The organism is Pantoea sp. 18069 (genome assembly GCF_902706035.1).
In the GTDB taxonomy this organism is placed as follows: domain Bacteria; phylum Pseudomonadota; class Gammaproteobacteria; order Burkholderiales; family Burkholderiaceae_C; genus Comamonas.
Genome location: NZ_CACSJA010000013.1, coordinates 36,326 through 61,853, shown reverse-complemented (window position 1 = coordinate 61,853; position 25,528 = coordinate 36,326). Strand labels below are relative to the sequence as shown.

At 65.1% G+C, this 25,528-nt stretch carries 21 protein-coding genes; 18 read left to right on the top strand and 3 right to left on the bottom strand.

Going from position 1 to position 25,528, the window contains the following annotated elements; all coding sequences use genetic code 11:
• The first annotated feature begins 7 nt into the window (after positions 1-7).
• The 18 genes from GVL12_RS12290 to GVL12_RS12205 all read left to right on the top strand — a co-directional run bounded on the left by GVL12_RS12290 (position 8) and on the right by GVL12_RS12205 (position 19,175).
• Positions 8-1,261, top strand: coding sequence for an NADH-quinone oxidoreductase subunit D (locus tag GVL12_RS12290; RefSeq protein WP_159914322.1), 1,254 nt, complete (start codon positions 8-10; stop codon positions 1,259-1,261).
• Positions 1,261-1,749 (top strand): NADH-quinone oxidoreductase subunit NuoE, encoded by a 489-nt coding sequence (gene nuoE, locus GVL12_RS12285; RefSeq protein ID WP_200843710.1) that lies wholly within the window; start codon positions 1,261-1,263, stop codon positions 1,747-1,749. The genes GVL12_RS12290 and nuoE overlap by 1 nt, the downstream gene beginning before the upstream one ends.
• The gene (gene nuoF / locus GVL12_RS12280; protein ID WP_159914318.1) at positions 1,746-3,104 is read left to right on the top strand and encodes an NADH-quinone oxidoreductase subunit NuoF; all 1,359 of its coding nucleotides are present in this window, start codon (positions 1,746-1,748) and stop codon (positions 3,102-3,104) included. The genes nuoE and nuoF overlap by 4 nt, the downstream gene beginning before the upstream one ends.
• A 15-nt stretch (positions 3,105-3,119) precedes the next feature.
• On the top strand, positions 3,120-5,234 hold the full coding sequence (gene nuoG, locus GVL12_RS12275; RefSeq protein WP_159914316.1) for an NADH-quinone oxidoreductase subunit NuoG: 2,115 nt from the start codon (positions 3,120-3,122) through the stop codon (positions 5,232-5,234).
• On the top strand, positions 5,231-6,307 hold the full coding sequence (gene nuoH / locus GVL12_RS12270; RefSeq protein ID WP_159914314.1) for an NADH-quinone oxidoreductase subunit NuoH: 1,077 nt from the start codon (positions 5,231-5,233) through the stop codon (positions 6,305-6,307). The genes nuoG and nuoH overlap by 4 nt, the downstream gene beginning before the upstream one ends.
• A 12-nt stretch (positions 6,308-6,319) precedes the next feature.
• Entirely contained in the window at positions 6,320-6,829 is a 510-nt protein-coding gene (gene nuoI / locus GVL12_RS12265; RefSeq protein WP_159914312.1) for an NADH-quinone oxidoreductase subunit NuoI, read from the top strand.
• A 33-nt stretch (positions 6,830-6,862) separates the two neighbouring features.
• A complete protein-coding gene (locus GVL12_RS12260; RefSeq protein WP_159914310.1) occupies positions 6,863-7,549 on the top strand; it encodes an NADH-quinone oxidoreductase subunit J in 687 nt (228 codons plus the stop codon).
• Positions 7,546-7,854 carry an NADH-quinone oxidoreductase subunit NuoK gene (nuoK, locus tag GVL12_RS12255; protein ID WP_159914308.1) on the top strand — a complete coding sequence of 103 codons (309 nt, stop codon included), beginning with the start codon at positions 7,546-7,548 and terminating at the stop codon, positions 7,852-7,854. The genes GVL12_RS12260 and nuoK overlap by 4 nt, the downstream gene beginning before the upstream one ends.
• Before the next feature lie 28 nt (positions 7,855-7,882).
• Complete coding sequence (gene nuoL / locus GVL12_RS12250; protein ID WP_159914306.1) at positions 7,883-9,916, top strand: NADH-quinone oxidoreductase subunit L; 2,034 nt, start codon at positions 7,883-7,885, stop codon at positions 9,914-9,916.
• Positions 9,917-9,929: 13 nt separating this feature from the next.
• Positions 9,930-11,405 (top strand): NADH-quinone oxidoreductase subunit M, encoded by a 1,476-nt coding sequence (locus GVL12_RS12245; RefSeq protein ID WP_159914304.1) that lies wholly within the window; start codon positions 9,930-9,932, stop codon positions 11,403-11,405.
• A gap of 24 nt (positions 11,406-11,429) precedes the next feature.
• Entirely contained in the window at positions 11,430-12,923 is a 1,494-nt protein-coding gene (nuoN, locus tag GVL12_RS12240; RefSeq protein ID WP_159914302.1) for an NADH-quinone oxidoreductase subunit NuoN, read from the top strand.
• A gap of 157 nt (positions 12,924-13,080) precedes the next feature.
• On the top strand, positions 13,081-13,386 hold the full coding sequence (locus GVL12_RS12235) for a DUF2818 family protein (RefSeq protein WP_159914300.1): 306 nt from the start codon (positions 13,081-13,083) through the stop codon (positions 13,384-13,386).
• A 71-nt stretch (positions 13,387-13,457) separates the two neighbouring features.
• The gene (locus GVL12_RS12230; RefSeq protein WP_159914298.1) at positions 13,458-13,919 is read left to right on the top strand and encodes a DUF1178 family protein; all 462 of its coding nucleotides are present in this window, start codon (positions 13,458-13,460) and stop codon (positions 13,917-13,919) included.
• A 340-nt stretch (positions 13,920-14,259) separates the two neighbouring features.
• The gene (locus GVL12_RS12225; RefSeq protein WP_159914296.1) at positions 14,260-15,030 is read left to right on the top strand and encodes an ABC transporter ATP-binding protein; all 771 of its coding nucleotides are present in this window, start codon (positions 14,260-14,262) and stop codon (positions 15,028-15,030) included.
• Positions 15,031-15,190: 160 nt separating this feature from the next.
• The gene (locus GVL12_RS12220) at positions 15,191-15,922 is read left to right on the top strand and encodes an ABC transporter ATP-binding protein (RefSeq protein ID WP_159914294.1); all 732 of its coding nucleotides are present in this window, start codon (positions 15,191-15,193) and stop codon (positions 15,920-15,922) included.
• An 81-nt stretch (positions 15,923-16,003) separates the two neighbouring features.
• Positions 16,004-17,200, top strand: a complete 1,197-nt coding sequence (locus GVL12_RS12215) for an ABC transporter substrate-binding protein (RefSeq protein WP_159914292.1) — start codon at positions 16,004-16,006, stop codon at positions 17,198-17,200.
• A 94-nt stretch (positions 17,201-17,294) separates the two neighbouring features.
• Positions 17,295-18,179 carry a branched-chain amino acid ABC transporter permease gene (locus GVL12_RS12210; protein ID WP_159914290.1) on the top strand — a complete coding sequence of 295 codons (885 nt, stop codon included), beginning with the start codon at positions 17,295-17,297 and terminating at the stop codon, positions 18,177-18,179.
• A 12-nt stretch (positions 18,180-18,191) separates the two neighbouring features.
• Positions 18,192-19,175 carry a branched-chain amino acid ABC transporter permease gene (locus GVL12_RS12205; protein WP_159914288.1) on the top strand — a complete coding sequence of 328 codons (984 nt, stop codon included), beginning with the start codon at positions 18,192-18,194 and terminating at the stop codon, positions 19,173-19,175.
• A gap of 396 nt (positions 19,176-19,571) precedes the next feature.
• Here GVL12_RS12205 and GVL12_RS12200 read toward each other — a convergent pair whose 3' ends face one another.
• The 3 genes from GVL12_RS12200 to GVL12_RS12190 form a co-directional block, all read right to left on the bottom strand.
• Positions 19,572-20,702, bottom strand: a complete 1,131-nt coding sequence (locus GVL12_RS12200; RefSeq protein WP_159914286.1) for a lipocalin-like domain-containing protein — start codon at positions 20,700-20,702, stop codon at positions 19,572-19,574.
• Positions 20,703-20,746: 44 nt separating this feature from the next.
• Entirely contained in the window at positions 20,747-22,663 is a 1,917-nt protein-coding gene (locus GVL12_RS12195; protein WP_159914284.1) for a choice-of-anchor I family protein, read from the bottom strand.
• Between the two features lie 75 nt (positions 22,664-22,738).
• A complete protein-coding gene (locus GVL12_RS12190; RefSeq protein WP_159914282.1) occupies positions 22,739-25,345 on the bottom strand; it encodes an FtsX-like permease family protein in 2,607 nt (868 codons plus the stop codon).
• Positions 25,346-25,528 lie beyond the last annotated feature (183 nt).

Here is a 25,528-nt window from a genome sequence, read left to right as displayed (position 1 = left end):
GACGCACATGGCTGAAATCAAAAACTATTCCCTGAACTTTGGCCCGCAGCACCCGGCAGCGCACGGTGTGCTGCGGCTGGTGCTTGAGCTCGATGGCGAAGTCGTGCAACGTGCCGACCCGCACATCGGCCTGCTGCACCGCGCCACCGAAAAGCTCGCCGAGCACAAGACCTACATCCAGTCGCTGCCGTACATGGACCGACTGGACTACGTGTCGATGATGTCCAACGAGCACGCCTACTGCCTGGCGATCGAAAAGCTGCTGGGCCTCGAAGTGCCCAAGCGCGCGCAGTACATCCGTGTGCTGTTCGCCGAAATCACGCGCCTGCTCAACCACCTGATGTGGCTGGGCTCGCACGGCAATGACTGCGGCAGCTCGACCATCCTGATCTACACGTTCCGCGAACGCGAAGACCTGATGGACATGTACGAAGCGGTCTCGGGCGCGCGCATGCACGCGGCCTATTTCCGTCCGGGCGGCGTCTACCGCGACCTGCCCGAAAGCATGGCCCAGTACAAGGTCAGCAAGGTCAAGAACGCCAAGGCGATCGAAGGCCTGAACCGCAACCGCCAGGGCTCGCTGCTGGATTTCATCGACGACTTCACGCAGCGCTTCCCCAAGTGCGTGGACGAGTACGAAACCCTGCTGACCGACAACCGCATCTGGAAACAGCGCACCGTGGGCATCGGCGTCGTGCCGCCCGAGCGCGCGCTCAACCTGGGCATGACCGGCCCTATGCTGCGCGGCTCGGGCATTGCCTGGGACCTGCGCAAGACCCAGCCCTACGAAGTCTATGCCGACATGGATTTCGACGTGCCCGTGGGCAAGACCGGCGACTGCTACGACCGCTATCTGGTGCGCGTGGCCGAAATGCGCGAGTCCAACCGCATCATCAAGCAGTGCGTGGACTGGCTGCGCGTGAATCCCGGTCCGGTCATCACCGACAACCACAAGGTGGCGCCGCCATCGCGTGAGTCGATGAAGTCCAACATGGAAGAGCTGATCCACCATTTCAAGCTGTTCACCGAAGGCTTCCACGTGCCCGAAGGCGAGGCCTATGCGTGCGTCGAGCATCCCAAGGGCGAGTTCGGCATCTACCTGGTGAGCGACGGCGCCAACAAGCCCTACCGCCTGAAGATCCGCGCGCCCGGCTTCGCCCATCTGGCGACGCTCGATGAGATGGCCCGCGGCCACATGATTGCCGATGCCGTGGCAATCATCGGCACCATGGATATCGTGTTCGGAGAGATTGACCGATGATGACTGAAGCGACTAAAGCGCGCTTTGCGCGCGAGGTGGCCAAGTACCCGGCCGACCAGAAACAATCGGCTGTGATGGCCTGTCTGTCCATCGTCCAGCAGGAAGAGGGCTGGGTCAGCGCCGAGAACGAGGCCATCATTGCCGACTACCTGGGCATGCCCCAGATCGCCGTGCATGAAGTGACCACGTTCTACAACATGTACAACCAGCAGCCCACGGGCAAGTACAAGCTCAACGTCTGCACCAACCTGCCGTGCCAGCTGCGCGACGGCTACAAGGCGCTGCACCACCTCGAGTCCAAGCTGGGCATCAAGATGGGCGAGACCACGGCCGACGGCATGTTCACGCTGCAGCAATCCGAGTGCCTGGGCGCCTGCGCCGACTCGCCGGTGATGCTGGTCAACGACCGCTGCATGTGCAGCTTCATGACCAACGAAAAGCTCGACGAGCTGGTCGACGGCCTGCGTGCCGCGGAAGGCCAAGCATGAGCCAGGCAGCACAAGACGTCCTCGCCCGCTTTGCGTCTTCGGGCAACGAGACCTGCTTCCATGACCGCCACATCGAGCCCCAGATCTATGCGGGTCTGGACGGCAGCAACTGGTCGCTCAAGGACTATGTCGCGCGCGGCGGCTACCAGGCCCTGCGCAAGATCCTGGCCCAGGACGGCGGCGAAGGCCTGACCCAGGACCAGGTGATTGCCACCGTCAAGGAGTCGGGCCTGCGCGGGCGCGGCGGCGCGGGCTTTCCCACGGGCCTCAAGTGGAGCTTCATGCCCCGCCAGTTCCCCGGTCAGAAGCACCTGGTGTGCAACTCCGACGAGGGCGAGCCCGGCACCTGCAAGGACCGCGACATCCTGATGTTCAACCCGCACATCGTGATCGAAGGCATGGCCATTGCGGCCTACGCCATGGGCATCACGCTGGGCTACAACTACATCCACGGCGAAATCTTCGAAGTCTATGAACGCTTCGAAGCCGCGCTGGAAGAAGCCCGCGAAGCCGGCTTCCTCGGTGACCGCATCATGGGCAGCAGCTTCAGCTTCGAGCTGCACGCCCACCACGGTTTTGGCGCCTACATCTGCGGCGAGGAAACCGCGCTGCTCGAGTCGCTCGAAGGCAAGAAGGGCCAGCCGCGTTTCAAGCCGCCGTTCCCCGCGAGCTTCGGCCTGTACGGCAAGCCGACGACCATCAACAACACCGAAACCTTCGCGGCCGTGCCCTGGATCATCCGCAACGGCGGCCAGGCCTACCTCGAATGCGGCAAGCCCAACAACGGCGGCACCAAGATCTATTCGGTCAGCGGTGACGTCGAGCTGCCGGGCAACTACGAAGTGCCCATGGGCACGCCGTTCTCCAAGCTGCTCGAGCTCGCCGGTGGCGTGCGCAAGGGTCGCACGCTCAAGGCGGTGATCCCCGGCGGCTCGTCGTCGCCCGTGCTGCCCGCCGACGTGATCATGCAGTGCACGATGGACTACGACTCGATCGCCAAGGCCGGCTCCATGCTGGGCTCGGGCGCGGTGATCGTCATGGACGATTCGCGCGACATGGTCGAGTGCCTGCTGCGCCTGTCGTACTTCTATTCGCACGAATCCTGCGGCCAGTGCACGCCTTGCCGTGAAGGCACGGGCTGGCTGTGGCGCGTGGTCCACCGTATTCAGAACGGCCAAGGCCGGCCTGAGGATATCGAGCTGTTGGACTCGGTGTCCGTGAACATCATGGGGCGCACGATCTGTGCGCTGGGCGATGCGGCTGCCATGCCGGTGCGCGCCATGATCAAGCATTTCCGCCCAGAGTTTGAAGCGAAGATCCAGAGCGCTTCCAAGCAGACCGCCACGGCGGCCTGATCGCGAGACAAGCATATGGTTGAAATTGAACTGGACGGTCAGAAGGTAGAGATTACCGAGGGCAGCATGGTCATGCATGCCGCCGAGAAGGCCGGTACCTACATTCCTCACTTCTGTTACCACAAGAAGCTTTCCATTGCGGCGAACTGCCGCATGTGCCTGGTCGACGTGGAAAAGGCACCCAAGCCCATGCCCGCCTGCGCCACGCCGGTGACGCAGGGCATGATCGTGCGCACCAAGAGCGAAAAGGCCATCAAGGCCCAGCAGTCGGTGATGGAGTTTTTGCTCATCAACCACCCGCTGGACTGCCCGATCTGCGATCAGGGCGGTGAATGCCAGCTGCAGGACCTGGCCGTGGGCTATGGCGGCAGCTCCTCGCGCTATGAGGAAGAAAAGCGCGTGGTGTTCAACAAGGATGTGGGCCCGCTGATTTCCATGCAGGAAATGACGCGCTGCATCCACTGCACCCGTTGCGTGCGCTTTGGCCAGGAAGTGGCCGGCGTGATGGAACTGGGCATGATCCACCGCGGCGAGCACTCCGAGATCACCACGGTGGCCGGCGACACGATAGACTCCGAACTCTCGGGCAACATGATCGACATCTGCCCCGTGGGCGCGTTGACCAGCAAGCCTTTCCGCTACAGCGCCCGGACCTGGGAGCTGTCGCGCCGCAAGTCGGTGAGCCCGCATGATTCGACCGGTGCCAACCTGATCGTCCAGGTCAAGAACCACCGCGTGATGCGCGTTCTGCCGCTGGAGAACGACGCCGTCAACGAATGCTGGATCGCCGACCGCGACCGTTTCTCGTACGAAGCCCTCAACAGCGACCAGCGCCTGACCCGTCCCATGCTCAAGCAGGGCGGCGCGTGGAAGGAAGTCGACTGGCAGACGGCCCTCGAATACGTGGCCAACGGCCTGCAGCAGATCAAGCAGGACCATGGCGCGAATTCCATCGGTGCGCTCGTGAGCCCGCACAGCACGCTCGAAGAGCTGCATCTCGCGGGCCAGCTGCTGCGCGGCCTGGGCAGCGACAACATCGACCACCGCCTGCGCCACGCCGAATTCGCGCCCGCCGCGGGCGTGCAATGGCTGGGCACTTCGGTGGCCTCGCTGTCGCTGCTGCAATCGGCGCTGATCGTGGGCTCGAACCTGCGCAAGGACCATCCCCTGTTCGCCCAGCGTATCCGCCAGGCGACGCGCAAGGGCTGCAAGGTGCACGCCATCAACGGCCAGGAATACGACTGGGCCATGCCCGTCGCCCAGTCCGTGGTCAACGCTTGCGACTGGGAACAGGCACTGGCCGACGTGGCCGCGGCCGTGGCCCAGGAAAAGGGCGTGGACGCACCCGTGCTGCCTGCCGCCTCGAACGACCAGGCCCAGGCGATCGCCAAGGCCCTGCTGTCGGGCGAGCGCAAGGCCATCTTGCTCGGCAATGCCGCTGCCCACCATGCGCATGCGGCCAGCCTGCTGGCCCTGGCGCAGTGGATTGGCGCGCAGACCGGCGCCAGCGTAGGCTACCTGACCGAAGCCGCGAACACCGTGGGCGCGCAATGGGTCAAGGCCCAGCCGCAGCGCGGTGGTTTGAATGCCGGCCAGATGCTGGCCGCGGGTGGCCTCAAGGCTGCGCTGCTGCTCAACACCGAACCCGCGTTGGACGCGGCGGCCGGTGCCAACGGCCTGGCCGGTGCGCAGATGGTGGTCACGCTGAGCCCGTTCAAGGCCAACATGGACATCAGCGACGTGCTGCTGCCGATCGCGCCGTTCTCGGAAACCCCGGGTACGTTCGTGAATGCCGGAGGCCTGATCCAGAGCTTCCACGCCGTCGTGCGTCCGCTCGAAGATACGCGCCCGGGCTGGAAAGTCCTGCGTGTGCTGGCCAATCTGCTGGACGTGCCTGGCATGGCCTACGAAACGGCCCAGGAAGTGTTGGCCGAAATTGCGCAAGGAGCATCGCAGGTGCCTGCCGAGAGTTTGAACAACGCCGCGCTCGCGCCTTTGGCCGTGCGCCGCGAAGCCATGGCCGAGCCGGTCGTGGCGAGCATCTACCAGCTCGACGGCCTGGTGCGCCGCGCGGCTTCCCTGCAATTGACGGCGGACGCACGTCTGGTCCGTGACGGAGGTGCCGCATGATCGACGCCATCTACAACGGCGGCCTGGGCCTGGTGTCCGCCGCCTGGTGGACCGCTGCGGTCTGGCCCGTGCTCTGGATCCTGCTGAAGATCGTCTGCATCGTCGCGCCGCTGATGGGCGCCGTGGCCTACCTGACGCTCTGGGAGCGCAAGCTGCTGGGCTTCATGCAGGTGCGCTACGGTCCCAACCGCGTCGGCCCCTTCGGTCTGCTGCAACCCCTGGCCGACGGCATCAAGCTGCTGACCAAGGAAATCATCCAGCCCACGGCCGCGAGCAAGGGCCTGTTCTTCCTCGGCCCCGTCATGGCCATCATGCCGGCCCTCGCGGCCTGGGTGGTGATTCCTTTCGGCCCCGATGTCGCGCTGGCCAACGTCAACGCCGGCATTCTGCTGATGATGGCCATCATGTCGATCGAAGTCTATGGCGTGATCATCGCCGGCTGGGCATCGAACTCGAAGTACGCCTTCCTCGGTGCGCTGCGCGCTTCCGCGCAGATGGTCAGCTATGAAATCGCCATGGGCTTCTGCTTCCTGGTGGTGATCATGGTCTCGGGCAGCATGAACCTGACATCGGTGGTGCTGAGCCAGGGCCAGGGCATGGCCGCGAGCATGGGCGTGGGCCTGCTGTCGTGGAACTGGCTGCCGCTGTTCCCTATCTTCCTGGTCTACCTGATCTCGGGCGTGGCCGAAGTCAACCGCCATCCGTTCGACGTGGTCGAAGGCGAAGCGGAAATCGTCGCCGGTCACATGGTCGAGTACTCGGGCATGGGCTTCGCGGTCTTCTTCCTGGCCGAATACGCCAGCATGTGGCTGGTGTCCATCCTGGCCGTGCTGATGTTCCTCGGCGGCTGGCTGCCACCGTTCGAGTTCCTGTCGTTCATTCCCGGCTGGATCTGGCTGGGTATCAAGACCTTCGTCGTCGTGTCGATGTTCATCTGGATCCGCGCCACCTTCCCGCGCTTCCGTTACGACCAGATCATGCGTCTGGGCTGGAAGATTTTTATCCCGGTCACCCTGGTGTGGCTGGTCATCGTGGGTGCATGGTTGCACTCGCCTTGGAATATCTGGAAATAAGCGGGGACACAAATGGCTGCTGTTGCTGCTACACCTTTTTCTATCAAGGATTTCTTCAAGAGCTTCATGCTCTGGGAGCTGGTCAAGGGCATGGCTCTGACGGGACGCTACACTTTTCGCCGCAAGGTGACGGTGGAGTTTCCCGAAGAGAAGACGCCCCAGTCGCCGCGTTTTCGCGGTCTGCATGCGCTGCGTCGTTACGACAACGGCGAAGAGCGCTGCATTGCGTGCAAGCTGTGCGAAGCCGTGTGCCCCGCGCTGGCGATCACCATCGAGTCGGAAGTGCGCGATGACGGTTCGCGCCGCACCAACCGCTACGACATCGACCTGACCAAGTGCATCTTCTGCGGCTTCTGCGAAGAGAGCTGCCCGGTCGACTCGATCGTCGAGACGCACATCTTTGAATACCACGGCGAGAAACGCGGTGACCTGTACTTCACCAAGGACATGTTGCTGGCCGTTGGCGACCGCTACGAAGCCGACATCGCCGCCGCCCGCGCGGCCGATGCCAAGTACCGCTGAAGCGGCGCCTGAACACCCAAGAAGACCCGATTCATGGACGCCAAAACTGCTTTTTTCTATCTGTTCGCGGTGGTGCTGCTGGTCGCAGCCTTCCGCGTGGTCACGGCGCGCAACCCCGTGCACGCCGTGCTCAACCTGATCCTGGCTTTCTCCCAGGCCGCGGCCATCTGGCTGCTGCTCAAGGCCGAGTTCCTCGCGATTGCGCTGGTGCTGGTCTATCTGGGCGCGGTGATGGTGCTGTTCCTGTTCGTGGTGATGATGCTGGACATCCGCATCGACGCGCTGCGCCAGGGATTCTGGAAGCATTTCCCGCTGGCCGCCTTCATCGGCGTGCTGATCGTGTTCGAAATGGGCATGGTGCTCATGGGCGGCTTCAGCAGCATCGATGAACCCAAGGCCGTGCCGGCCATGGTGCTCAATGCCGCGGGCCAACTCGAGCCGTATTCCAACACCAAGGAGCTCGGTCGCCTGCTGTACACCGAATACCTGTATCCGGTGGAAATCGCGGCCACGATCCTGCTGGTGGCGATGATCGCCGCGATCGCGCTGACCTTGCGCAAGCGCAAGGACAGCAAGGCGATCAACCCCGCCCAGCAGATCCGCGTGCGCGCCGAAGACCGCGTGCGACTGGTGAAGGTGGCGGCAACGCGCGCGCCGCAGGTAGATGCGCAAGGACCAGAGGACGCAGGCAACGCCGCTGCGCAGGAGACAAAGGCATGACGCTCACACTCGGGCATTTCCTGACACTGGGGGCGATGCTGTTCGCCATCGCTGTCATCGGCATTTTTCTGAACCGCAGAAACCTGATCGTTCTGCTCATGGCCATCGAGCTGATGCTGCTGGCCGTGAACATGAATTTCGTGGCCTTCTCCCACTATCTGGGTGACATGCACGGCCAGGTGTTCGTGTTCTTCATCCTGACCGTGGCCGCTGCGGAATCGGCGATTGGCCTGGCCATCTTGGTGTTGCTGTTCCGTAACAAGTCCAGCATCAACGCGGAAGATCTCAACACCCTCAAGGGTTGAGCGGCCGCAACTTGCAAGGTTCTCCAGAATGAGTCAAACCCTCTCCGCATCCACCCTGCTGGCCGTGCCCCTGGCACCGCTGGTGGGCTCTGTGCTCGCCGGCCTGTTCGGCACGGCCTTTGGCGGCAACCGCATCGGCCGCGCAGCCAGCCACACGCTGACCATCCTCGGCGTGCTGATCGCCTTCGTGATCTCCGCGTTCACGCTCAAGAGCGTGGCCATGGACGGCGCCAGCTTCAACGACACGCTCTACACCTGGATGGTGGTCGGCGGCCTGAAGATGGAAGTCGGCTTCCTGGTCGACAGCATCACCGCGATGATGATGGTCGTCGTGACCTTCGTCTCGCTGATGGTGCATATCTACACCATGGGCTACATGAAGGAAGACGACGGCTACAACCGTTTCTTCGCCTACATCTCGTTGTTCACCTTCTCCATGCTGATGCTGGTGATGAGCAACAACCTGCTGCAGCTGTTCTTCGGCTGGGAAGCCGTGGGCCTGGTGTCCTACCTGCTGATCGGCTTCTGGTACAACAAGCCCACGGCCATCTTCGCCAACATGAAGGCCTTCCTGGTCAACCGCGTCGGCGACTTCGGCTTCATCCTGGGCATCGGCCTGATCGGCGCCTATGCGGGCACGCTCAACTACACCGAGATCTTCGCCAAGTCGCAGGAACTGGGCGCCTTGAGCTTCCCCGGCACGGACTGGATGCTGATCACCGTGATCTGCATCTGCCTGTTCATCGGCGCGATGGGCAAGTCGGCGCAGTTCCCGCTGCACGTCTGGCTGCCGGACTCGATGGAAGGCCCGACCCCCATTTCCGCGCTGATCCACGCCGCGACCATGGTCACGGCCGGCATCTTCATGGTGTCGCGCATGTCGCCCCTGTTCGAGCTGTCGGACACGGCGCTGAACTTCATCCTGATCATCGGTGCGATCACCGCGCTGTTCATGGGCTTCCTGGGCATCATCCAGACCGACATCAAGCGCGTCGTCGCCTACTCGACGCTGTCGCAGCTGGGCTACATGACCGTGGCGCTGGGCGCGTCGGCCTACTCGGTCGCGGTGTTCCACCTGATGACCCACGCGTTCTTCAAGGCGCTGCTGTTCCTTGGCGCCGGTTCGGTCATCATGGGCCTGCACCACAACCAGGACATGCGCTGGATGGGTGGCGTGCGCAAGTACATGCCCATCACCTGGATCACCTCGCTGCTGGGCTCGCTGGCCCTGATCGGCACGCCGCTGTTCTCGGGCTTCTACTCCAAGGACATGATCATCGAGGCGGTGCACTTCAGCAACCTACCGGCTGCCGGTTTCGCGCACTTCGCCGTGCTCGCCGGTGTGTTCGTGACCGCGTTCTACTCGTTCCGCATGTACTTCCTGGTCTTCCATGGCAAGGAACGCTACGACCAGAACCCGGATGCGCACCATGACGACCACCACGCGCATGACGACCACCACGGCCATGGCCACGATGCCAAGCCGCATGAGTCGCCCTGGGTCGTGACCGTGCCGCTGGTGCTGCTGGCGATTCCTTCGGTGCTCGTGGGCTACTTCACCATCGACCACATGCTGTTCGGCTCGTTCTTCGACGGCGTGATCACCGTCGACGGCGCCAAGCACGGCGCGATGGCCGGCATCGCAGGCATGTTCCACGGTGCGATGGCCATGGCCATCCACGGTCTGCAGACGGCGCCGTTCTGGCTGGCCCTCGCAGGCGTGGCACTGTCCTACTACATGTACATGGTCAACCCGGCGCTGCCGGCGGCGATCAAGCGCAGCTGCATGCCCATCTTCAACCTGCTCGAGAACAAGTACTACCTCGACTGGTTCAACGAGAACGTGCTGGCCCGCGGAACGCGTGCCCTGGGCACGGTCCTGTGGAAGGTCGGCGACCAGGCCATCATCGATGGCGCCGTGGTCAACGGTTCCTGGAAGATCGTTGCGCGCATCGCTGCCTGGGCGCGTGCCCTGCAGACCGGCTATATCTACCACTACGCGTTGGTCATGATCCTGGGCATCTTCCTGCTCATGACCTACTTCGTGTGGCTCAACAAGTAAGGGAAGAACAAAAATGGGTTTGTTGAGTCTTGCCATCTGGACCCCGATCGCATTCGGTGTCCTGCTGCTGGCCCTTGGCCGCGACGAGCACGCACGTGCCGTGCGCTGGCTCGCGCTGGTCGGTGCCCTGGTCGGCCTGGCGGTCACGCTGCCGCTGTACCAGGGGTTCGACAACGGCACGGCCGCCGCGCAGTTTGTCGAAAAGGCGCTCTGGATAGAGCGCTTCAACGTCAACTACCACCTCGGGCTTGACGGCCTGTCGTTCTGGTTCGTGCCGCTGACGGCCTTCATCACGGTGATCGTGGTGATCGCTTCCTGGGAGTCGATCACCGAGCGCGTGAACCAGTACATGGCCGCGTTCCTGATCCTGTCGGGGCTGATGATCGGCGTGTTCAGCGCGCTCGACGGCATGCTGTTCTACGTGTTCTTCGAAGCCACGCTGATTCCGATGTATCTGATCATCGGTATCTGGGGCGGCCCGAACAAGATCTACGCGGCGTTCAAGTTCTTCCTCTACACGCTGCTTGGCTCTTTGCTGATGCTGATCGCGCTGATCTACCTGTACGTCCAGTCGGGCGGCAGCTTCGATCTCCAGACCTGGTATGCGATGCCGCTGTCGGGCTCGGCCCAGACCTTGCTGTTCTTCGCCTTCTTCGCGGCCTTCGCCGTGAAGGTGCCGATGTGGCCGGTGCACACCTGGCTGCCCGACGTCCACGTCGAGGCGCCCACGGGTGGTTCGGCCGTGCTGGCGGCGATCATGCTCAAGCTCGGTGCCTACGGTTTCCTGCGCTTCTCGATGCCCATCGCTCCCGACGCCGCGCGCGAATGGGCCTGGCTGATGATCGCGCTGTCGCTGATCGCCGTGATCTACGTGGCCATGGTCGCGCTGGTGCAAAAGGACATGAAGAAGCTCGTGGCTTATTCGTCCGTCGCGCACATGGGCTTCGTGACGCTGGGCTTCTTCCTCTTCAACGACCTGGGCGTGGCCGGTGGTCTGGTGCAGATGATTGCCCACGGCTTTGTCTCGGGTGCCATGTTCCTGTCGATCGGCGTGCTCTACGACCGCGTGCATTCGCGTGAGATCGCGGCCTATGGCGGCGTGGTGAACACCATGCCCAAGTTCGCTGCGTTCGCACTGTTCTTCGCGATGGCCAATTGCGGCCTGCCCGCGACGGCCGGCTTCGTCGGCGAGTGGATGGTGATCCTGGGTGCCGTGAAGTTCAACTTCTGGATCGGCCTGGGCGCGGCCACGGCGCTGATCTTCGGCGCGAGCTACACGCTGTGGATGTACAAGCGGGTCTACCTGGGCCCTATCGCCAACGACAACGTGCGTGGCCTGAGCGACATCAATGCCCGCGAGTTCCTCGTGTTGGCGGTGCTTGCGGTGGCCGTGCTCTACATGGGCGTGTACCCCAAGCCCTTCACGGATGTGATGGACGTTTCCGTGGCCCAGCTGCTGCAGCAGGTCGCCCTGTCCAAGCTTCCATGACCAGACTGAACTGAGAGACTCGAGATGATTGACAACATCAGCTGGCTTGCGATCTACCCGGAGATCATTCTCCTGGTCATGGCATGCGTGATCGCCCTGGTCGACCTGGGCGTGCACAGCCCGCGTCGTACCGCTACCTATGTGCTCACGCTGCTGACCCTGGCCGTGGTGGCCGTGCTGCAAGGCTTCTATGCCGCGGGCGGCCAGACCTTCTATGGTTGGGGCAACATGGTGGTCAGCGACGCCATGGGCAACTGGCTCAAGTGCTTCGCCACCGTGGCGTTGATGGCGACCCTGGTCTACGGCCGGCCGTACGCCGCCGACCGCGACATGCTGCGCGGCGGTGAACTGTTCACGCTGTCCATGCTCGCGCTGCTGGGCATGTTCATCATGATTTCGGGCAACAACTTCCTGGTGCTGTACCTCGGCCTGGAACTGCTGACGCTGTCGAGCTATGCGCTGGTCGCGCTGCGCCGCGACAACGAAGCCGCCGTCGAAGCCGCGATGAAGTATTTCGTGCTCGGCGCGATGGCCAGCGGTTTCCTGCTCTACGGCATGTCCATGCTCTACGGCGCGACCGGCTCGCTCGACATCGGTCAGGTCTTCAAGGCCATCAACTCGGGCGAAATCCGCCACCAGGTGCTGGTCTTCGGTCTGGTGTTCGTCGTCGCCGGTCTGGCGTTCAAGCTGGGCGTCGTGCCTTTCCACATGTGGATTCCCGACGTCTACCAGGGTGCTCCCACGGCCGTCACGCTGCTGATCGGTGGCGCGCCCAAGCTGGCGGCGTTCGCGATCACGATCCGCCTGCTGGTCGATGGTCTGCTGCCGCTGGCGATCGACTGGCAGCAGATGCTCGCGGTGCTGGCCATAGGCTCGCTGCTCGTCGGTAACCTCGCGGCCATAGGCCAGAGCAACCTCAAGCGCATGCTGGCCTACTCGACGATCTCGCAGATGGGCTTCGTGCTGCTGGGCCTGCTGTCGGGCGTGGTCAACGGCCATGTCGATCCGGCCACGGTGGAAAACGCCTACAGCTCGGCGATGTTCTACGTCGTGACCTATGTGCTGACCACGCTCGCGACTTTCGGCGTGGTGCTGCTGCTCGCCCGTGAAGGCTTCGAGAGCGAGGAAATCTCCGATCTCGCCGGCCTGAACCAGCGCAGCCCGCTGTATGCCGGCGTGATGGCGATCTGCATGTTCTCCATGGCCGGTATCCCGCCGCTGGTCGGCTTCTACGCCAAGCTGTCGGTGCTGCAGTCGCTGATCGCTTCGGGCGAGACCGCGTACATCGCGCTGGCCGTGTTCGCGGTGGTGATGTCGCTGATCGGTGCGTTCTACTACCTGCGCGTCGTCAAGGTGATGTACTTTGATGCGCCCATCACCGTGGCCAGCGTGTCCGCGCCCCTCGACGTGCGCGTGGTGCTGTCGGTCAATGGCGCGCTGGTGCTGCTGCTGGGCTTGATGCCCGGCGGTCTGATGTCGCTGTGCGCGGATGCTATTGTGCGGGCCCTGGCTTCATAAACTGAAGCACCCCCTGAGCCGCTTACGCGGCTTCCCCCTCTCATCCTTCGGTGGAGGGGGACGACACCATCGCTGCGGGGCGGCCCTTGCTCGGTGTCCCCTTGCTGGGCCGCGCCAGTTTCATGTGCAGCGCTACTCTTGTTGAGAAGGTTCTTCCGTGACACAGACAGCATCGATCTGGCTGGTGATATTGGCGGCCCTGGTGGCCGCCAATTTGCCATTTATCAATCACCGCTGGTTCATCGTCGGCCCGGTCGCGGCCGGGCGCAAGCCGCTGGCCATGCGCCTGTTCGAGATGCTGCTGCTGTATTTCCTCGTCGGTGGCCTGGCGCTGCTGCTCGAGCGCCGTGTCGGCCAGATCGCACCCCAGGGCTGGGAGTTTTACGCGATCACCGCTACACTGTTTCTGACGCTGGGCTTTCCCGGCTTTGTCTACCGCTACCTGGTCAAGCGACGTCAATAGCGTAAAGCCCCCCCTGAGCGGCTCTGGGGGGGCGTAAGTGCCATGGATCAATGAGATGAGGTCACGTTGCCATGAAGGTTCTTGATCTCGGTTGCCAGCACGGCCACATCTTCGAAGGCTGGTTTGCGTCGGAAGACGATTTCCAGTCACAGAAGGAGCGCGCGCTCGTGCTGTGCCCGATGTGCGGCGACGCCAGCATCGCCAAGCGTCTGAGTGCTCCGCGCCTGAACCTCGGCGCCCCGGCATCGGCCGCCCGCCCCGCGGCTGAAGCTGCCTCCCTTCCCACGCCACCGCAAGCATCGCGCCAGGCCATGCAGGCCGCCTGGCTGCGCATGTCGCGCGAACTCATTGCCAGGACCGAGGATGTCGGCGAGCGCTTTGCCGACGAAGCGCGGCGCATGCACCATGGCGAGATCGAGTCGCGCGCCATCCGCGGGCAGGCGAGCGCGCAGGACGCGGTGGCACTGCTCGAAGAGGGCATTGGCGTGCTGCCGCTGCCGCTCGCCGACGGCGCCAAGGAAACCTTGCAGTAGGTCGCGCCTGCACACGCAACGCAGCTGAATTGTCGCCTGAACGTCAGTTCCTGGTCTTTATGCGCATGGAAATGTTGTTTTCGTACACGATAGGCAACATTTTTGTGTCCGCATCACGCTGTGGATGTAGGCGAACACTTCGCTGAAGAACCACTGCCTTCCATGTCGGACATGATCGCTTTTGCGCCAAGGCGAGGCGCTTAAGCGTTTGTACGGGCGTATTTGCCCCAGTGTTCGCCGCGAGGCCGCGGCATACGATGCGATGCATATCCCCCCAGGGAACGCCACACGGCAGACCTGGGACGGTTTTGCAGCATCCACCGGAGCGGCCAGAGCGCACATGAGCGACGTCATTCTTGAGACCAGCCACCTGACCAAAGAGTTCAAGGGTTTCACCGCGGTCAGCGATGTGAACCTGTCGGTCCGCCGCGGCGCCATCCACGCGTTGATCGGACCGAATGGTGCGGGAAAAACCACCTGCTTCAACCTGCTGACGAAGTTCCTCGAACCGACGTCGGGCAGCATCCGTTTCAACGGCGAAGACATCACGCGCGCGCAGCCTTCGGAAATCGCGCGCCGCGGAGTGATTCGCTCGTTCCAGATTTCGGCGGTGTTCTCGCACCTCACGCTGCTCGAGAACGTGCGTGTGGGCCTGCAGCGCCAGCTGGGCACGGCCTACCATTTCTGGCGCAGCGAGAAGACGCTGGACCAGCTCAACGACCGCGCGATGGCGCTGCTGGCCGAAGTCAACCTCGAGCACCTGGCCGACGAGCTCACGGTGAACCTGCCCTATGGCCGCAAGCGCGCGCTCGAGATCGCGACCACGCTGGCGATGGAGCCCGAACTGATGCTGCTTGACGAGCCCACCCAGGGCATGGGCCACGAAGACGTGGACCGCGTGACGCAACTGATCAAGAAGGTCTCGGCCGGCCGCACCATCCTGATGGTCGAGCACAACATGAAGGTGGTGTCGAGCATCGCCGACTGCATCACGGTGCTGCAGCGCGGCGCGGTGCTGGCTGAAGGGCCTTATGCCGAAGTTTCAAGCAATCCGAAAGTGATGGAAGCCTACATGGGCACGACCGACGGCCAACTTCAAGGAGCCCATTAAATGAGGTCCCCCCTGAGCGGCTCACGCCGCTTCCCCCTCTCATCCTTCGGTGGAGGGGGACGGCACCCTCGCTGCGGGGCGGCCCTTGCTCGGTGCCCCTGGCTTGGAGCGCGCCGGCTTTATCCGCTCTGTGTGACGCATAGCATCGTGGGAAGTTGAGATGACGGTACAAAATGCAAACGCGGGCCAGCCCGCGCTGGAAATCAAGGGCCTGCAGGCCTGGTATGGCGAGTCGCATGTGCTGCACGGCGTCGACATGACGGTGCAGCCGGGCGAAGTGGTGACGCTGCTCGGGCGCAACGGCGCGGGGCGCACTTCGACGCTGCGCGCGGTCATGGGCCTGACCGGCGCGCGCCAGGGCTCGGTCAAGGTCAATGGCGTGGAAACCATACAGATGCCCACGCACCGCATCGCCCACCTGGGCCTGGGTTACTGCCCCGAGGAGCGCGGCATCTTCGCGAGCCTGACCTGCGAGGAAAACCTGCTGCTGCCGCCCGAACTCAAGACCGGCGAGAAGGGCATGTCGGTCGAGGAGATCTATGCGATGTTCCCTAACCTCGCCGAGCGCCGCCACAGCCAGGGCACGCGCCTGTCGGGCGGTGAGCAGCAGATGCTGGCCGTGGCGCGCATTCTGCGCACCGGCGCGCGGCTGCTGCTGCTCGACGAGATCTCCGAAGGCCTGGCGCCGGTCATCGTGCAGGCGCTCGCACGCATGATCACCGCGCTGCGCAAGAAGGGCTACACGGTGGTCATGGTCGAGCAGAACTTCCATTTCGCGGCGCCGCTGGCCGACCGCTTCTACGTCATGGAGCATGGCCGCATCGTCGAGCGCTTCGGCGCGGCCGAACTCCAGGCCAAGATGCCGGTCCTCAATGAATTGCTGGGCGTGTAGTCCGGTGTTTTGTGGGTGTCCGCGCAGCGCGCGGCCCCGGTTTTTTCTGTTCTAGCCTTTATCCATCCAGGAGATATCCCCATGAAGACTTCGTTGACGACGCTGGCTTGCGTACTGGCTGCTGCAGGTCTGTTGAGCCCGCTGGCCCAGGCCCAGGAAAAAGTGAAGATCGGCTTCATCACCGACATGTCCGGCCTGTATGCCGACGTCGAGGGCAAGAACGGCGCGCTGGCCATGCAGATGGCCATCGACGACTTTGGCGGCAAGGTGCTGGGCCAGCCTATCGAGCTGGTTTCGGCCGACCACCAGAACAAGGCCGACATCGCGGCCAGCAAGGCGCGCGAATGGATCGACACCCAGGGCGTGACGCTGATGTTCAGCGGCACCAATTCGGGCACGGCGCTGGCGGTGTCGCAGGTCGCGAACGAGAAGAAGCGCGTGCACTTCAACAACGGCGCGGGCTCGTCGGCACTGACCAACGAGCAGTGCAATCCCTACACCGTGCACTATGCGTATGACACCGTGGCGCTGGCCAAGGGCACGGGCGCCGCAGTCGTCGACCGCGGTGGCAAGGACTGGTTCTTCCTGACGGCCGACTACGCTTTCGGGCAGGCGCTCGAAAACGATACCAGCGCCGTGGTCAAGGCCAAGGGCGGCAAGGTGGTGGGCGGCGTCAAGCACCCGCTCAACGCGTCGGACTTCTCGTCCTTCCTGCTGCAGGCGCAGGCATCGAAGGCGCAGATCCTGGGCCTGGCGAATGCCGGCGGTGACACCATCAACGCCATCAAGGCGGCCAGGGAATTCGGCATCAACAAGACCATGAAGACCGCGGGTCTGCTGGTGTTCCTGACCGACATCCACAGCCTGGGCCTGAAGAACACCGAAGGCCTGCTGCACACCACCAGCTGGTACTGGGACATGAACGATGCGTCGCGCGCGTTCGCGAACAAGTTCTTTGCCAAGACCAAGCGCATGCCCACCGACATCCACGCCGCCGACTACTCGGCCGTGACGCAGTATCTGAAGGCCGTGCAGGCGGTCAAGACCACCGATGCCGACAAGGTCATGGCCTACCTCAAGAGCACGCCGCTGTCGGACTTCTATGCCAAGGGCAACATCCGCCCCGACGGCACCTATGCGCACGACATGTACCTGGTCGAGGTCAAGTCGCCCGCCGAGTCGAAGAAGCCCTGGGACTATCTGAAGGTGCTGTCGACGCTGCCTGCGGCCGACGTCTGGACGACCAAGGCCGAAACCAAGTGCGCGCTCTGGAAATAAGAGCACCCGGCACGGCCTTCGAGACCTCGTTCTCAAGGGCCGTGTAAGCCGCTCTTAGCCGCGCTTCCTTTTTTTACCCTTTCGCGTATACCCCATGGAAATTCTTGGTGTTTCTTTGCCGGGCCTGTTGAGCCAGCTCCTGCTGGGGCTGGTCAACGGCTCGTTCTATGCGATCTTGAGCCTGGGCCTGGCGGTGATCTTCGGCCTGCTCAACGTGATCAATTTCGCACATGGGGCGCTGTTCATGCTGGGAGCGGTCTGCACCTGGATGGCGATGAACTACTTCGGCATCAACTACTGGGTGATGCTGCTGGTGTCACCGCTGCTGGTGGGCTTGCTGGGGGTGCTGATAGAGCGGTTTTTGCTGCGCTGGATCTACCAGCTCGATCACCTGTACGGGCTGCTGCTGACGCTGGGCCTGTCGCTGCTGATCGAAGGCCTGTTCCGCTCGGTCTACGGCGTGTCGGGCCTGGGCTATGACACGCCCGAGCTGCTCGAAGGCGCGACCGACCTGGGCTTCATGATGCTGCCCAATTACCGCGCCTGGGTGGTGCTGGCCTCGGTGACGGTCTGCCTTGCGACCTGGTTCGTGATCGAGAAGACGCGCCTGGGTGCCTACCTGCGCGCGGGCACCGAGAACCCGCGCCTGGTCGAGGCCTTCGGCGTCAATGTGCCGGTGATGATCACGCTGACCTATGCATTCGGCGCGGGCCTGGCGGCCTTTGCCGGCGTGCTCGCGGCGCCGGTCTACCAGGTCACGCCGCTGATGGGACAGAACCTGATCATCGTGGTGTTTGCCGTGGTGGTGATTGGCGGCATGGGCTCGATCATGGGCGCCATTCTCACCGGCCTGGGTCTGGGCGTGATCGAAGGCCTGACCAAGGTCTTCTATCCCCAGGCTTCCTCGACCGTGGTGTTCGTCATCATGGTCATCGTTCTCCTGATTCGCCCCGCCGGCCTGTTCGGTAAAGAAAAATAAGGGGCCCCGAACATGAACACCAAGCTTCTTGCCAGAATTGGCTACGGCCTGCTGCTGCTGGCCCTGATCGTCGCGCCGTTTGCCGGCGCCTACCCGGTATTCGTGATGAAGCTGATGTGCTTCGCACTGTTCGCCGCGGCGTTCAACCTGCTGCTGGGCTACACCGGCCTGCTGTCCTTCGGTCACGCGGCCTTTCTGGGTACGGCGGCCTATATCACCGGCCATGGAATGAAAGTCTGGGGCCTGTCGCCCGAGCTGGGCATGCTCGCCGGCACGCTGGGCGGCGCCTTGCTGGGCCTGCTGTTCGGCTGGCTCGCGATCCGCCGCCAGGGCATCTATTTCTCGATGATCACGCTGGCGCTGGCGCAGATGGTGTTCTTCGTCTGCCTGCAGGTGCCCTACACCGGCGGCGAGGACGGCCTGCAGGGCGTGCCGCGCGGCAAGCTGTTCGGCCTGATCGATCTGGCCGATGACCTGACCATGTATTACGTGGCGCTGGCGATCGTGGTGGCGGCCTTCCTGCTGATCGTGCGTACCGTGCATTCGCCATTCGGCCAGGTGCTCAAGGCCATCAAGGAAAACGAGCCGCGCGCGATTTCGCTGGGCTATGACACCACACGCTTCAAGCTGCTGGCCTTTGTGCTTTCGGCCGCGCTCACCGGCCTGGCCGGTTCGCTCAAGACCGTGGTGCTGGGCTTTGCGACGCTGTCGGACGCGCACTGGACCACGTCGGGCCATGTGGTGCTGATGACGCTGATGGGCGGGCTGGGCACGCTGTCGGGTCCTATCGTGGGCTCGGCGGTGGTGGTGCTGATCGAGAACAAGATCGGCGAATTCGGCATGTTCCTGGGGCGCCTGACGGGTATCGAATGGTTTGGCACGCTGGGCGAGTCGGTGACCATCGTGACCGGGTTGATCTTTGTGGTCTGCGTGCTGGCGTTCCGCCGCGGGATCATGGGCGAGCTCAACGCTTGGCTTGCACGTAGGAAGGCTTGATTAAGGGCGGTTTGTCCTTTTAACGGCATGCCGTTGCCACGGGCAGGAGCCGGGTCTCGGCCCGGCAGCCGAGGTACTTTTCTTTGAGTCGCCAAAGAAAAGTACCCAAAAGAAAGGCGAGCCCTGCTGTCTGCGACCCTCCGCGCAGCGTAGGGCAATCTGCCGTGCTCGGTCCCGGGCTGCACCGCGGAACTCGCTGCGCGCCTGCGGCGCTGCGCTCGAACAACCGCGGTGAGTCAGTTGACGAAGCAGGTGTGTCCTTCGGCACACCTGCCAGCCCGGGCCCTGCGCGCGGCAGGGCTAGGCGCCCCCGCGCAGCCAGAAGGGCGGGGAGCGGGATAGCTTCTTTGTGACGTGAAAGGCGTAGGCCTAGCTGGCAGAATAAGCCGCCTATGCCTAGAGCTTCAACCTCTGCGCATACCCCGTCATTTCCAGATAGCCCCGGCCGCGCAGCTTGCCGCTGGCGACTTCACGCAGATCACATAAGCCTTCCCAATAGATCGTTCCCGTAGACGCGCGGCTGTCGAGTTCCTGGGCGTCGAGCAGGGACTCGACGATCCAGCTGCCTGTTGGCGTGGTGACATGCCATTCGACGGGATAGCGTGCGCCGCTGTCCGGGCTGGTCCACCAGCGCTGGGGCGTGAACACCACTTCATCGGCCGTGAAAATCCGAGCGGCCTGGCCTGGCGCGCGCCAGGAGCCGCCGGCCCAGAGGGCCGTGCCATCGGGGCGGCGCAGGCGAAAGGCCGTGAGCGCGCTGCCATCGTCGAGATTCATGCCTATCCAGTCCCAGCCCTGGGCTTCGGGGTGCATCAGGGCGTCGCTGACTTCATGGTCCAGCCAGGCGCGGTTGGTGGCGGTGGTGTCGATGGCAAGTTTCTGGCCGTCCAGCGTGATCGCACCCGAGACGGCCAGTTGCGGCTGGCTGTAGTAGTAGCTGGCCTGCGCGGCGTCCGGCCCCTTGCGCGACAGGCCTGCCTGGCCTTGCAGCAGCACGGGCTGGGTGGTGGCCAGCTGCAGGTCGAGCGCAAAGCCGTCGCCGGCGATATGCGCGACGTAGCGGCTCGCTTGCGCGGCCGTGCCCGATGGCGCCGGCATGCGGCGCACAAACCAGTCGCCGAGCTGTACGTCGGTATCGCCTTCGCGCGCATGGGCCAGGCCCATGCCGGCGCGTGCGCTGCGCTGCGCATGCAGCTGGCGCCGGCCCGCGACATCGGTCAGCGCCGCGTGCGCGAACACCAGCTGGCGCGCCGCGAACGCCGAGCGCAGATTCTGCGTGGAGGCCACGCGCGCGCGAAAGAAAGTCAGCTGGAAACCCAGCAGCCGGCCCTGGGCCTGGACATGGCCGGTGATGTACCACCACTCGGTGCCTAGCTGCGGGTGGCTGCCGAAGTCGCGCGGGAACACCAGCGTGCGCGGTGGCAATGCCCGGGAAATGCCGGGCAATGCCAGCACGCCGAGGCCGGCCGCGGCTTGGGTCAGCCAGCGGCGGCGGGAGTCAGGAAGCGGCGGGCGGTGGACAGACATGGCGTTTTGCCAATGTAGCGCAAGCCCGCCGCCGACGCTGACGTTCAATAGGTCATCTTCAGCTGGAAGATCGCCGTCGTGCCGCTGACTTCGTTGCCCACGATCAGCAGCGGCTTGCCGTTGGGCGAAGAGGCCGCGGGCACGAAGTGCAGGCCTTCGGGGCCCAGGTCGCCGACCTTGTCGAGGTTCTTCTCGGGATCGAGTTCCCAGTTCTCGCGCGTGTTGATGTAGTCCATCTGCACCGGCGCCTTGGGGTTGGTGATGTCATAGACCAGCACGCCGCCCATGCGCTCCAGGCCGACGAACGCGAACGTCTTGTTGCCGACCTTGCCCACGGTCAGGCCTTCGGGCTCGGGGCCTTTGGCGCTGCTGCGTGCATCGGCCTTGGCGGTGGCGTCATGGCCGGTGTTGAAATAGGTCTTGCAGGGAATGCTGCGCGCGCTGCCGAGCTGGCACGCGTCGCTGGCGAGGAACTTCTCTATCGCGGCGCCCGAATCCCAGACCTGGGCACCGTTCTCGTCCCAGATCGAGAAGGAACGACCGCCAAACGCATACAGCTGGTCGTACATGATCCGGTCGCCCGCGGGGCTGGCCACTCCGGCGGCGGTGTACATCACGGGCGAGCCGTCGGCGTTCTGCTGGTAGCCCTGGGTCCAGGTGACCTTGAGGCGGCCGAGCACGTCGTCGTCGCGGCACTTGCCCGGTGCGCCGGCGGTCGCGCCGCAGTAGGCGAAGGTGGCGGGGTTGAGCAGGCCGCCCGCGGCCAGCGCGCTCAGGTGGGCCGGCAGGTCGTCGCCCTTGCGGCCGCTCCAGCCCTTGGCATTGGTCAGGTGCTTGACACGGAATTCCTCCATGAAGCCCTGGCTGGTGTCGCCGTTCACATAGGCCGGGTTGTCTTCGCCCCAGGCACGCGCATCGCCTTCGTTGGCGGTCACGAGGTAGGTCTTGCCGCCCGCTTCATAGGCCGCGATGCTGTCGGGCATGTAGAGGCTGCGCACGCCGGCCCAGGTCGTGATGTTGATCTTGCCGTCTTCGTCCTGGATGTCGAGCGCGTTGGCCGCCAGGCTGTTGTCCTTGTAGCCCAGCGCGGTCACAGAAATGACCTTGGCCGAGGCCAGGTCGATGCGCGCCAGCGCGTTGTTCTCCTGCAGCGTGACCCAGGCCGTGCGGCTGTCGGCCGAGACGGCGATGTATTCGGGCTCGAAGTCCTGGGCGGCCGTGGCCTTGGGGCCGAAGATGCGCACGCCGCGCGCGCGCAGCGCGGCTTCCTGGCCGTTGAACTGCGTGAAACCGGCGGTGCGCACCACGGGTTTCCTGGCATCGGTGACGTCGATGACGCTGACCGAACCTTCGGGGTCGATCTGGTAGTCGTCGCTGGGCTCGCCTTCGTTGGCGACCAGCACATAGCGGCCGTCGGGCGTGAATGTCACCATGTCGGGCTGCGCGCCGATCTCGACTTCGCTGATCAGCGCTAGCGTGGCCGCGTTGTAGAGCGCCATGCGGCCGTTGTCGGTCTTCACGGGTGCCTGCATGGCCACGGCGACGATGCCATCGTGCACGGCCACGCTGTTGATTTCCGCGCCGGTGAGCACCGCCGTGCCTTCGATGCGGCCGACCTTGACGGGCTTGGCCGGGTTGCTCAGGTCGAGCACGTCGACGGCCCCGGCCAGTGCGTTGACCACGAAGCTGCGCTTGCTGGCCGCATCGTAGGCGGTGATTTCCGCGGCGCTCTTGAGGAACTCGCCGGTTTCGTAGCTGCCGATCTTCTCGAGCATCACGGTCAGCGGCGTGGCTTCGACTTCGGGGACAGGATCGACCACTGGCGGAACGACCACTACGGGTGGAGGCGTGACGACCGCTTCGGAATTGTCATCACCGCCGCAGGCTGCGAGCAGCGCGGTGGCAAGAACGCTCAGCGCGAACAGACGGGCACGGGGAAGCGAACGCAGGGAAGAAGCCATGGTGGGGTGGGCCGGATGAAGTGTCGAAGCCTGGGTTGTAGCGGGCGTTCGTGACACTGGCGTGAATCCGCGCCGCTACCAGTCTTCCTTCACGGCGAGCACCGCATCGCGCCCGGCCGCGGCCCGGCCCGCGAGCCAGGCGGCGAGCGTGCCCGCGGCCGTCACGGCCAGCGCGAGCAGCGCCAGCCGCAGCCAGGGCAGGCGCAGTTCCATGGTCCAGTGAAAGCTCTGCGGGTTGACCACATGCACCAGGATCACCGCCACGCCCAGGCCCAGCACCGTGCCGGCGATCGCGCCCAGCGCGCTCCACACCGCGCCTTCGCCGGCGACCACGCCCAGGATCTGCCGGCGCGTCAGGCCCAGGTGGGAGAGCAGGCCGAATTCCTTGCGCCGCGCGAGCACCTGGGCGCTGAAGCTCGCGGCGATGCCGAACAGGCCGATGGCGATGGCCACCGCCTGCAGCCAGTAGGTCACGGCAAAGCTGCGGTCGAAAATGCGCATCGAGCGTTCGCGCAGCCCCTGGCTGCTGACCCATTCGAGCGGGCCATGTGCGGGCGCGAGCGCCTGGATCCGCGCCTGCAGCGCGGCCAGGTCGGCGTGCGCTGCGGGCCACAGCGCGATTTCCGAGACCCGTGTGTCGCCCGTGAGGCGCTGGTAGTCGGCGCTGTCCATGGCCACGGCGCCGAACTGGCGCACGTAGTCGCGCCAGATGCCGGCAATGAAGAACGCTGGCGGGTCCGCGCCGCCCTGCGCGAACGCCGACTGCAGCGCGCTCCAGCGCTGGCCGGGCTGCAGTCCGTGGAGCTGGGCCGCAGCTTCGCTGATGTGCACGGCTATCAGGCCCGGAGGCACGGCCAGCGGCGGTGCGAGCCAGGGCAAGGCCTGGGCCTGCGCGCCCTGCAGCGGACGCACCAGCAGCGCCATGGCGGGCTGGTCGCTGGCCAGCGACAGGCTGGCGTTGCGCTGGGGCTGGGCGCGCGCCACGCCGGGCAGCGCGCGCACGGCGTCGACAAGCCGCGCATCGCGCAGGCCTGCGTCGCCCTGGGACATGCCGCCAGCGGCGCGCACATAGGCCGGCGCGGGCAGCGCGGTATCGAGCCACTCGGCCATGGAGCCGCGAAAGCTGCTGACCATGATGGTGAGCGCCACGGCCAGGCTCAGGCTCGCGACCACGCCGCCCACGGCCACGCTGGCGCTGGCGCGCATGCGCCGCGCGCGCTCGAACGCCAGCAGCCACAGGGGGCGATTGCGCGCGAATTCGGGCAGGCGCTGCAGCAAGCGGCCCAGCAGCCAGGGCAGCGCGGCCATGCCGCCGAGCAGCAGCAGGCCCACCGAGACATAGGCCGCGAGCGCCATGCCGGCAATCGGTGGCAGCCAGGCCAGCGCCGCGCTTGCGGCCAGCAGCAGCAGGGGCAGGCGCGCTCCGGCTTGCGGAGTCTGCAGCGCGCCCAGGCCCTTGAGCGTCGCGGCCGCGGGCAGCGATTGCGCGGCGCGCGCGGGCCACCAGCCACCGGCCAGGGTCGAGGCCAGGCCCAGGCCCGCGAAGACCAGCGCGCCGGCGCCACTCCACTGCAGCGCGGGCTGCACGCCGGTGAAATAGCCGCCGCCCAGGTCGCCGCCGAGCAGCCGCAGCGCGAGCGCGGCCAGGCCCAGACCGAGCGCGATGCCGCCGACGCTGCCCAGCAGTCCCAGCACGGCCGACTCGGCAAGCACCAGGGCCAGGCGCTGGCGCGCCGTGAGGCCCAGCACCGCGAGCAAGGCGAACTGCGGTGCGCGCCGCGCCACGCTCAGCGAAAGCACGGAAAACACCAGGAAGGCGCCCGTGAACAACGCCACCAGCGCCAGCACCGTGAGGTTGACGCGGTAGGCGCGCGACATCTGCGCGACGCGCTGCTGTTCGTTGCCCGGCACGCTGGCGAGCACCCCCGGGGGCCAGCCGGGCGCGGCGCGCAGCTGGGCGAGCAGGCGGTCGGCGTGCGCATCGGGGGCGAGCAGCAGATCGACGCGGCTGATCTCGCCCCAGCGCTGCAGCAGGTCCTGCGCCGCGCCTATGTCCATCAGCGCCAGCGGCGGGCCACTGGCCGCGACCGTGCCCGCGATGCGCACCATGACGAGGCGCGCCGGCGTCGTCGCATCGCTGGAAGCCGGCGCGGGCAGGCGCCACCAGAGCTGGGCGCCCGCGGCCCGGGCTTCGTTCAGGCCCAGCGCCTGCAGCGCCGCGGCGTTGAGGAAAACGGCGTCCGGCGCGAACAGGTCGAGCCGGTCATGGCCAGTGAACAGCCGCGGGATCAAGGCCGGCGCGAGCGCGCCGGACTGCAGCGCATCGCCGCCGAGCAGGCGCAGCGTGACGGGCTTGGCGTCATCGGGCGCGCTGTCCCGGGCGTGCCATGCCTGTACCGAGGCTTCGAGCCAGGGCGCGGCCTGCGCGACCTGCTGGTGTTCGCGCGCGGCCAGGCCGTAGACGCGTTCGGGCAACGCGCCCTGCATGGCGCGCAGTTCGAGATCGGGCTGGCCCTGGACGCTGCGCACGGCGCGCGAGAACTCGTCGAGCGCCGAAGCGTTGATCACGTGCACCGCGAACCCTAGCGCCACGCCCAGCACCACGGCCAGCAGCGCACTGGCCGTGCGCCAGGGGTGGTGCAGCAGTTCCTGCAGGGAAAAGGTGCGCAGCAGGGCGAACATGGATGAAGGCGATAAAGGATGTGGTCGCCATGGGTCAAGCCTTGCCAGCCATTGCCTTTATCGGGCTGGCGCGCGTGCTCTGCCCCTTGAAAAGGTGGCGTGGGGGACCACAATTTAACAGCAGGCCCGGCAGCAATGCGCTGCACCCGGCCAGGCCTTGCACGCCGGCCTCAAGTGCGTGGT

What these genes read in the sequence shown, in the direction of transcription:
- GVL12_RS12260 (WP_159914310.1), top strand. Translation starts at nt 6,863, where the DNA reads ATGGACGCCAAAACTGCTTTTTTCTATCTGTTCGCGGTGGTGCTGCTG.
- GVL12_RS12290 (WP_159914322.1), top strand. Translation starts at nt 8, where the DNA reads ATGGCTGAAATCAAAAACTATTCCCTGAACTTTGGCCCGCAGCACCCG.
- GVL12_RS12210 (WP_159914290.1), top strand. Translation starts at nt 17,295, where the DNA reads ATGGAAATTCTTGGTGTTTCTTTGCCGGGCCTGTTGAGCCAGCTCCTG.
- GVL12_RS12200 (WP_159914286.1), bottom strand. Translation starts at nt 20,702, where the DNA reads ATGTCTGTCCACCGCCCGCCGCTTCCTGACTCCCGCCGCCGCTGGCTG.
- nuoI (WP_159914312.1), top strand. Translation starts at nt 6,320, where the DNA reads ATGGCTGCTGTTGCTGCTACACCTTTTTCTATCAAGGATTTCTTCAAG.
- nuoG (WP_159914316.1), top strand. Translation starts at nt 3,120, where the DNA reads ATGGTTGAAATTGAACTGGACGGTCAGAAGGTAGAGATTACCGAGGGC.
- nuoN (WP_159914302.1), top strand. Translation starts at nt 11,430, where the DNA reads ATGATTGACAACATCAGCTGGCTTGCGATCTACCCGGAGATCATTCTC.
- GVL12_RS12225 (WP_159914296.1), top strand. Translation starts at nt 14,260, where the DNA reads ATGAGCGACGTCATTCTTGAGACCAGCCACCTGACCAAAGAGTTCAAG.
- GVL12_RS12220 (WP_159914294.1), top strand. Translation starts at nt 15,191, where the DNA reads ATGACGGTACAAAATGCAAACGCGGGCCAGCCCGCGCTGGAAATCAAG.
- GVL12_RS12205 (WP_159914288.1), top strand. Translation starts at nt 18,192, where the DNA reads ATGAACACCAAGCTTCTTGCCAGAATTGGCTACGGCCTGCTGCTGCTG.
- GVL12_RS12215 (WP_159914292.1), top strand. Translation starts at nt 16,004, where the DNA reads ATGAAGACTTCGTTGACGACGCTGGCTTGCGTACTGGCTGCTGCAGGT.
- GVL12_RS12230 (WP_159914298.1), top strand. Translation starts at nt 13,458, where the DNA reads ATGAAGGTTCTTGATCTCGGTTGCCAGCACGGCCACATCTTCGAAGGC.
- nuoF (WP_159914318.1), top strand. Translation starts at nt 1,746, where the DNA reads ATGAGCCAGGCAGCACAAGACGTCCTCGCCCGCTTTGCGTCTTCGGGC.
- nuoL (WP_159914306.1), top strand. Translation starts at nt 7,883, where the DNA reads ATGAGTCAAACCCTCTCCGCATCCACCCTGCTGGCCGTGCCCCTGGCA.
- GVL12_RS12245 (WP_159914304.1), top strand. Translation starts at nt 9,930, where the DNA reads ATGGGTTTGTTGAGTCTTGCCATCTGGACCCCGATCGCATTCGGTGTC.
- nuoE (WP_200843710.1), top strand. Translation starts at nt 1,261, where the DNA reads ATGACTGAAGCGACTAAAGCGCGCTTTGCGCGCGAGGTGGCCAAGTAC.
- nuoK (WP_159914308.1), top strand. Translation starts at nt 7,546, where the DNA reads ATGACGCTCACACTCGGGCATTTCCTGACACTGGGGGCGATGCTGTTC.
- GVL12_RS12195 (WP_159914284.1), bottom strand. Translation starts at nt 22,663, where the DNA reads ATGGCTTCTTCCCTGCGTTCGCTTCCCCGTGCCCGTCTGTTCGCGCTG.
- GVL12_RS12190 (WP_159914282.1), bottom strand. Translation starts at nt 25,345, where the DNA reads ATGTTCGCCCTGCTGCGCACCTTTTCCCTGCAGGAACTGCTGCACCAC.
- nuoH (WP_159914314.1), top strand. Translation starts at nt 5,231, where the DNA reads ATGATCGACGCCATCTACAACGGCGGCCTGGGCCTGGTGTCCGCCGCC.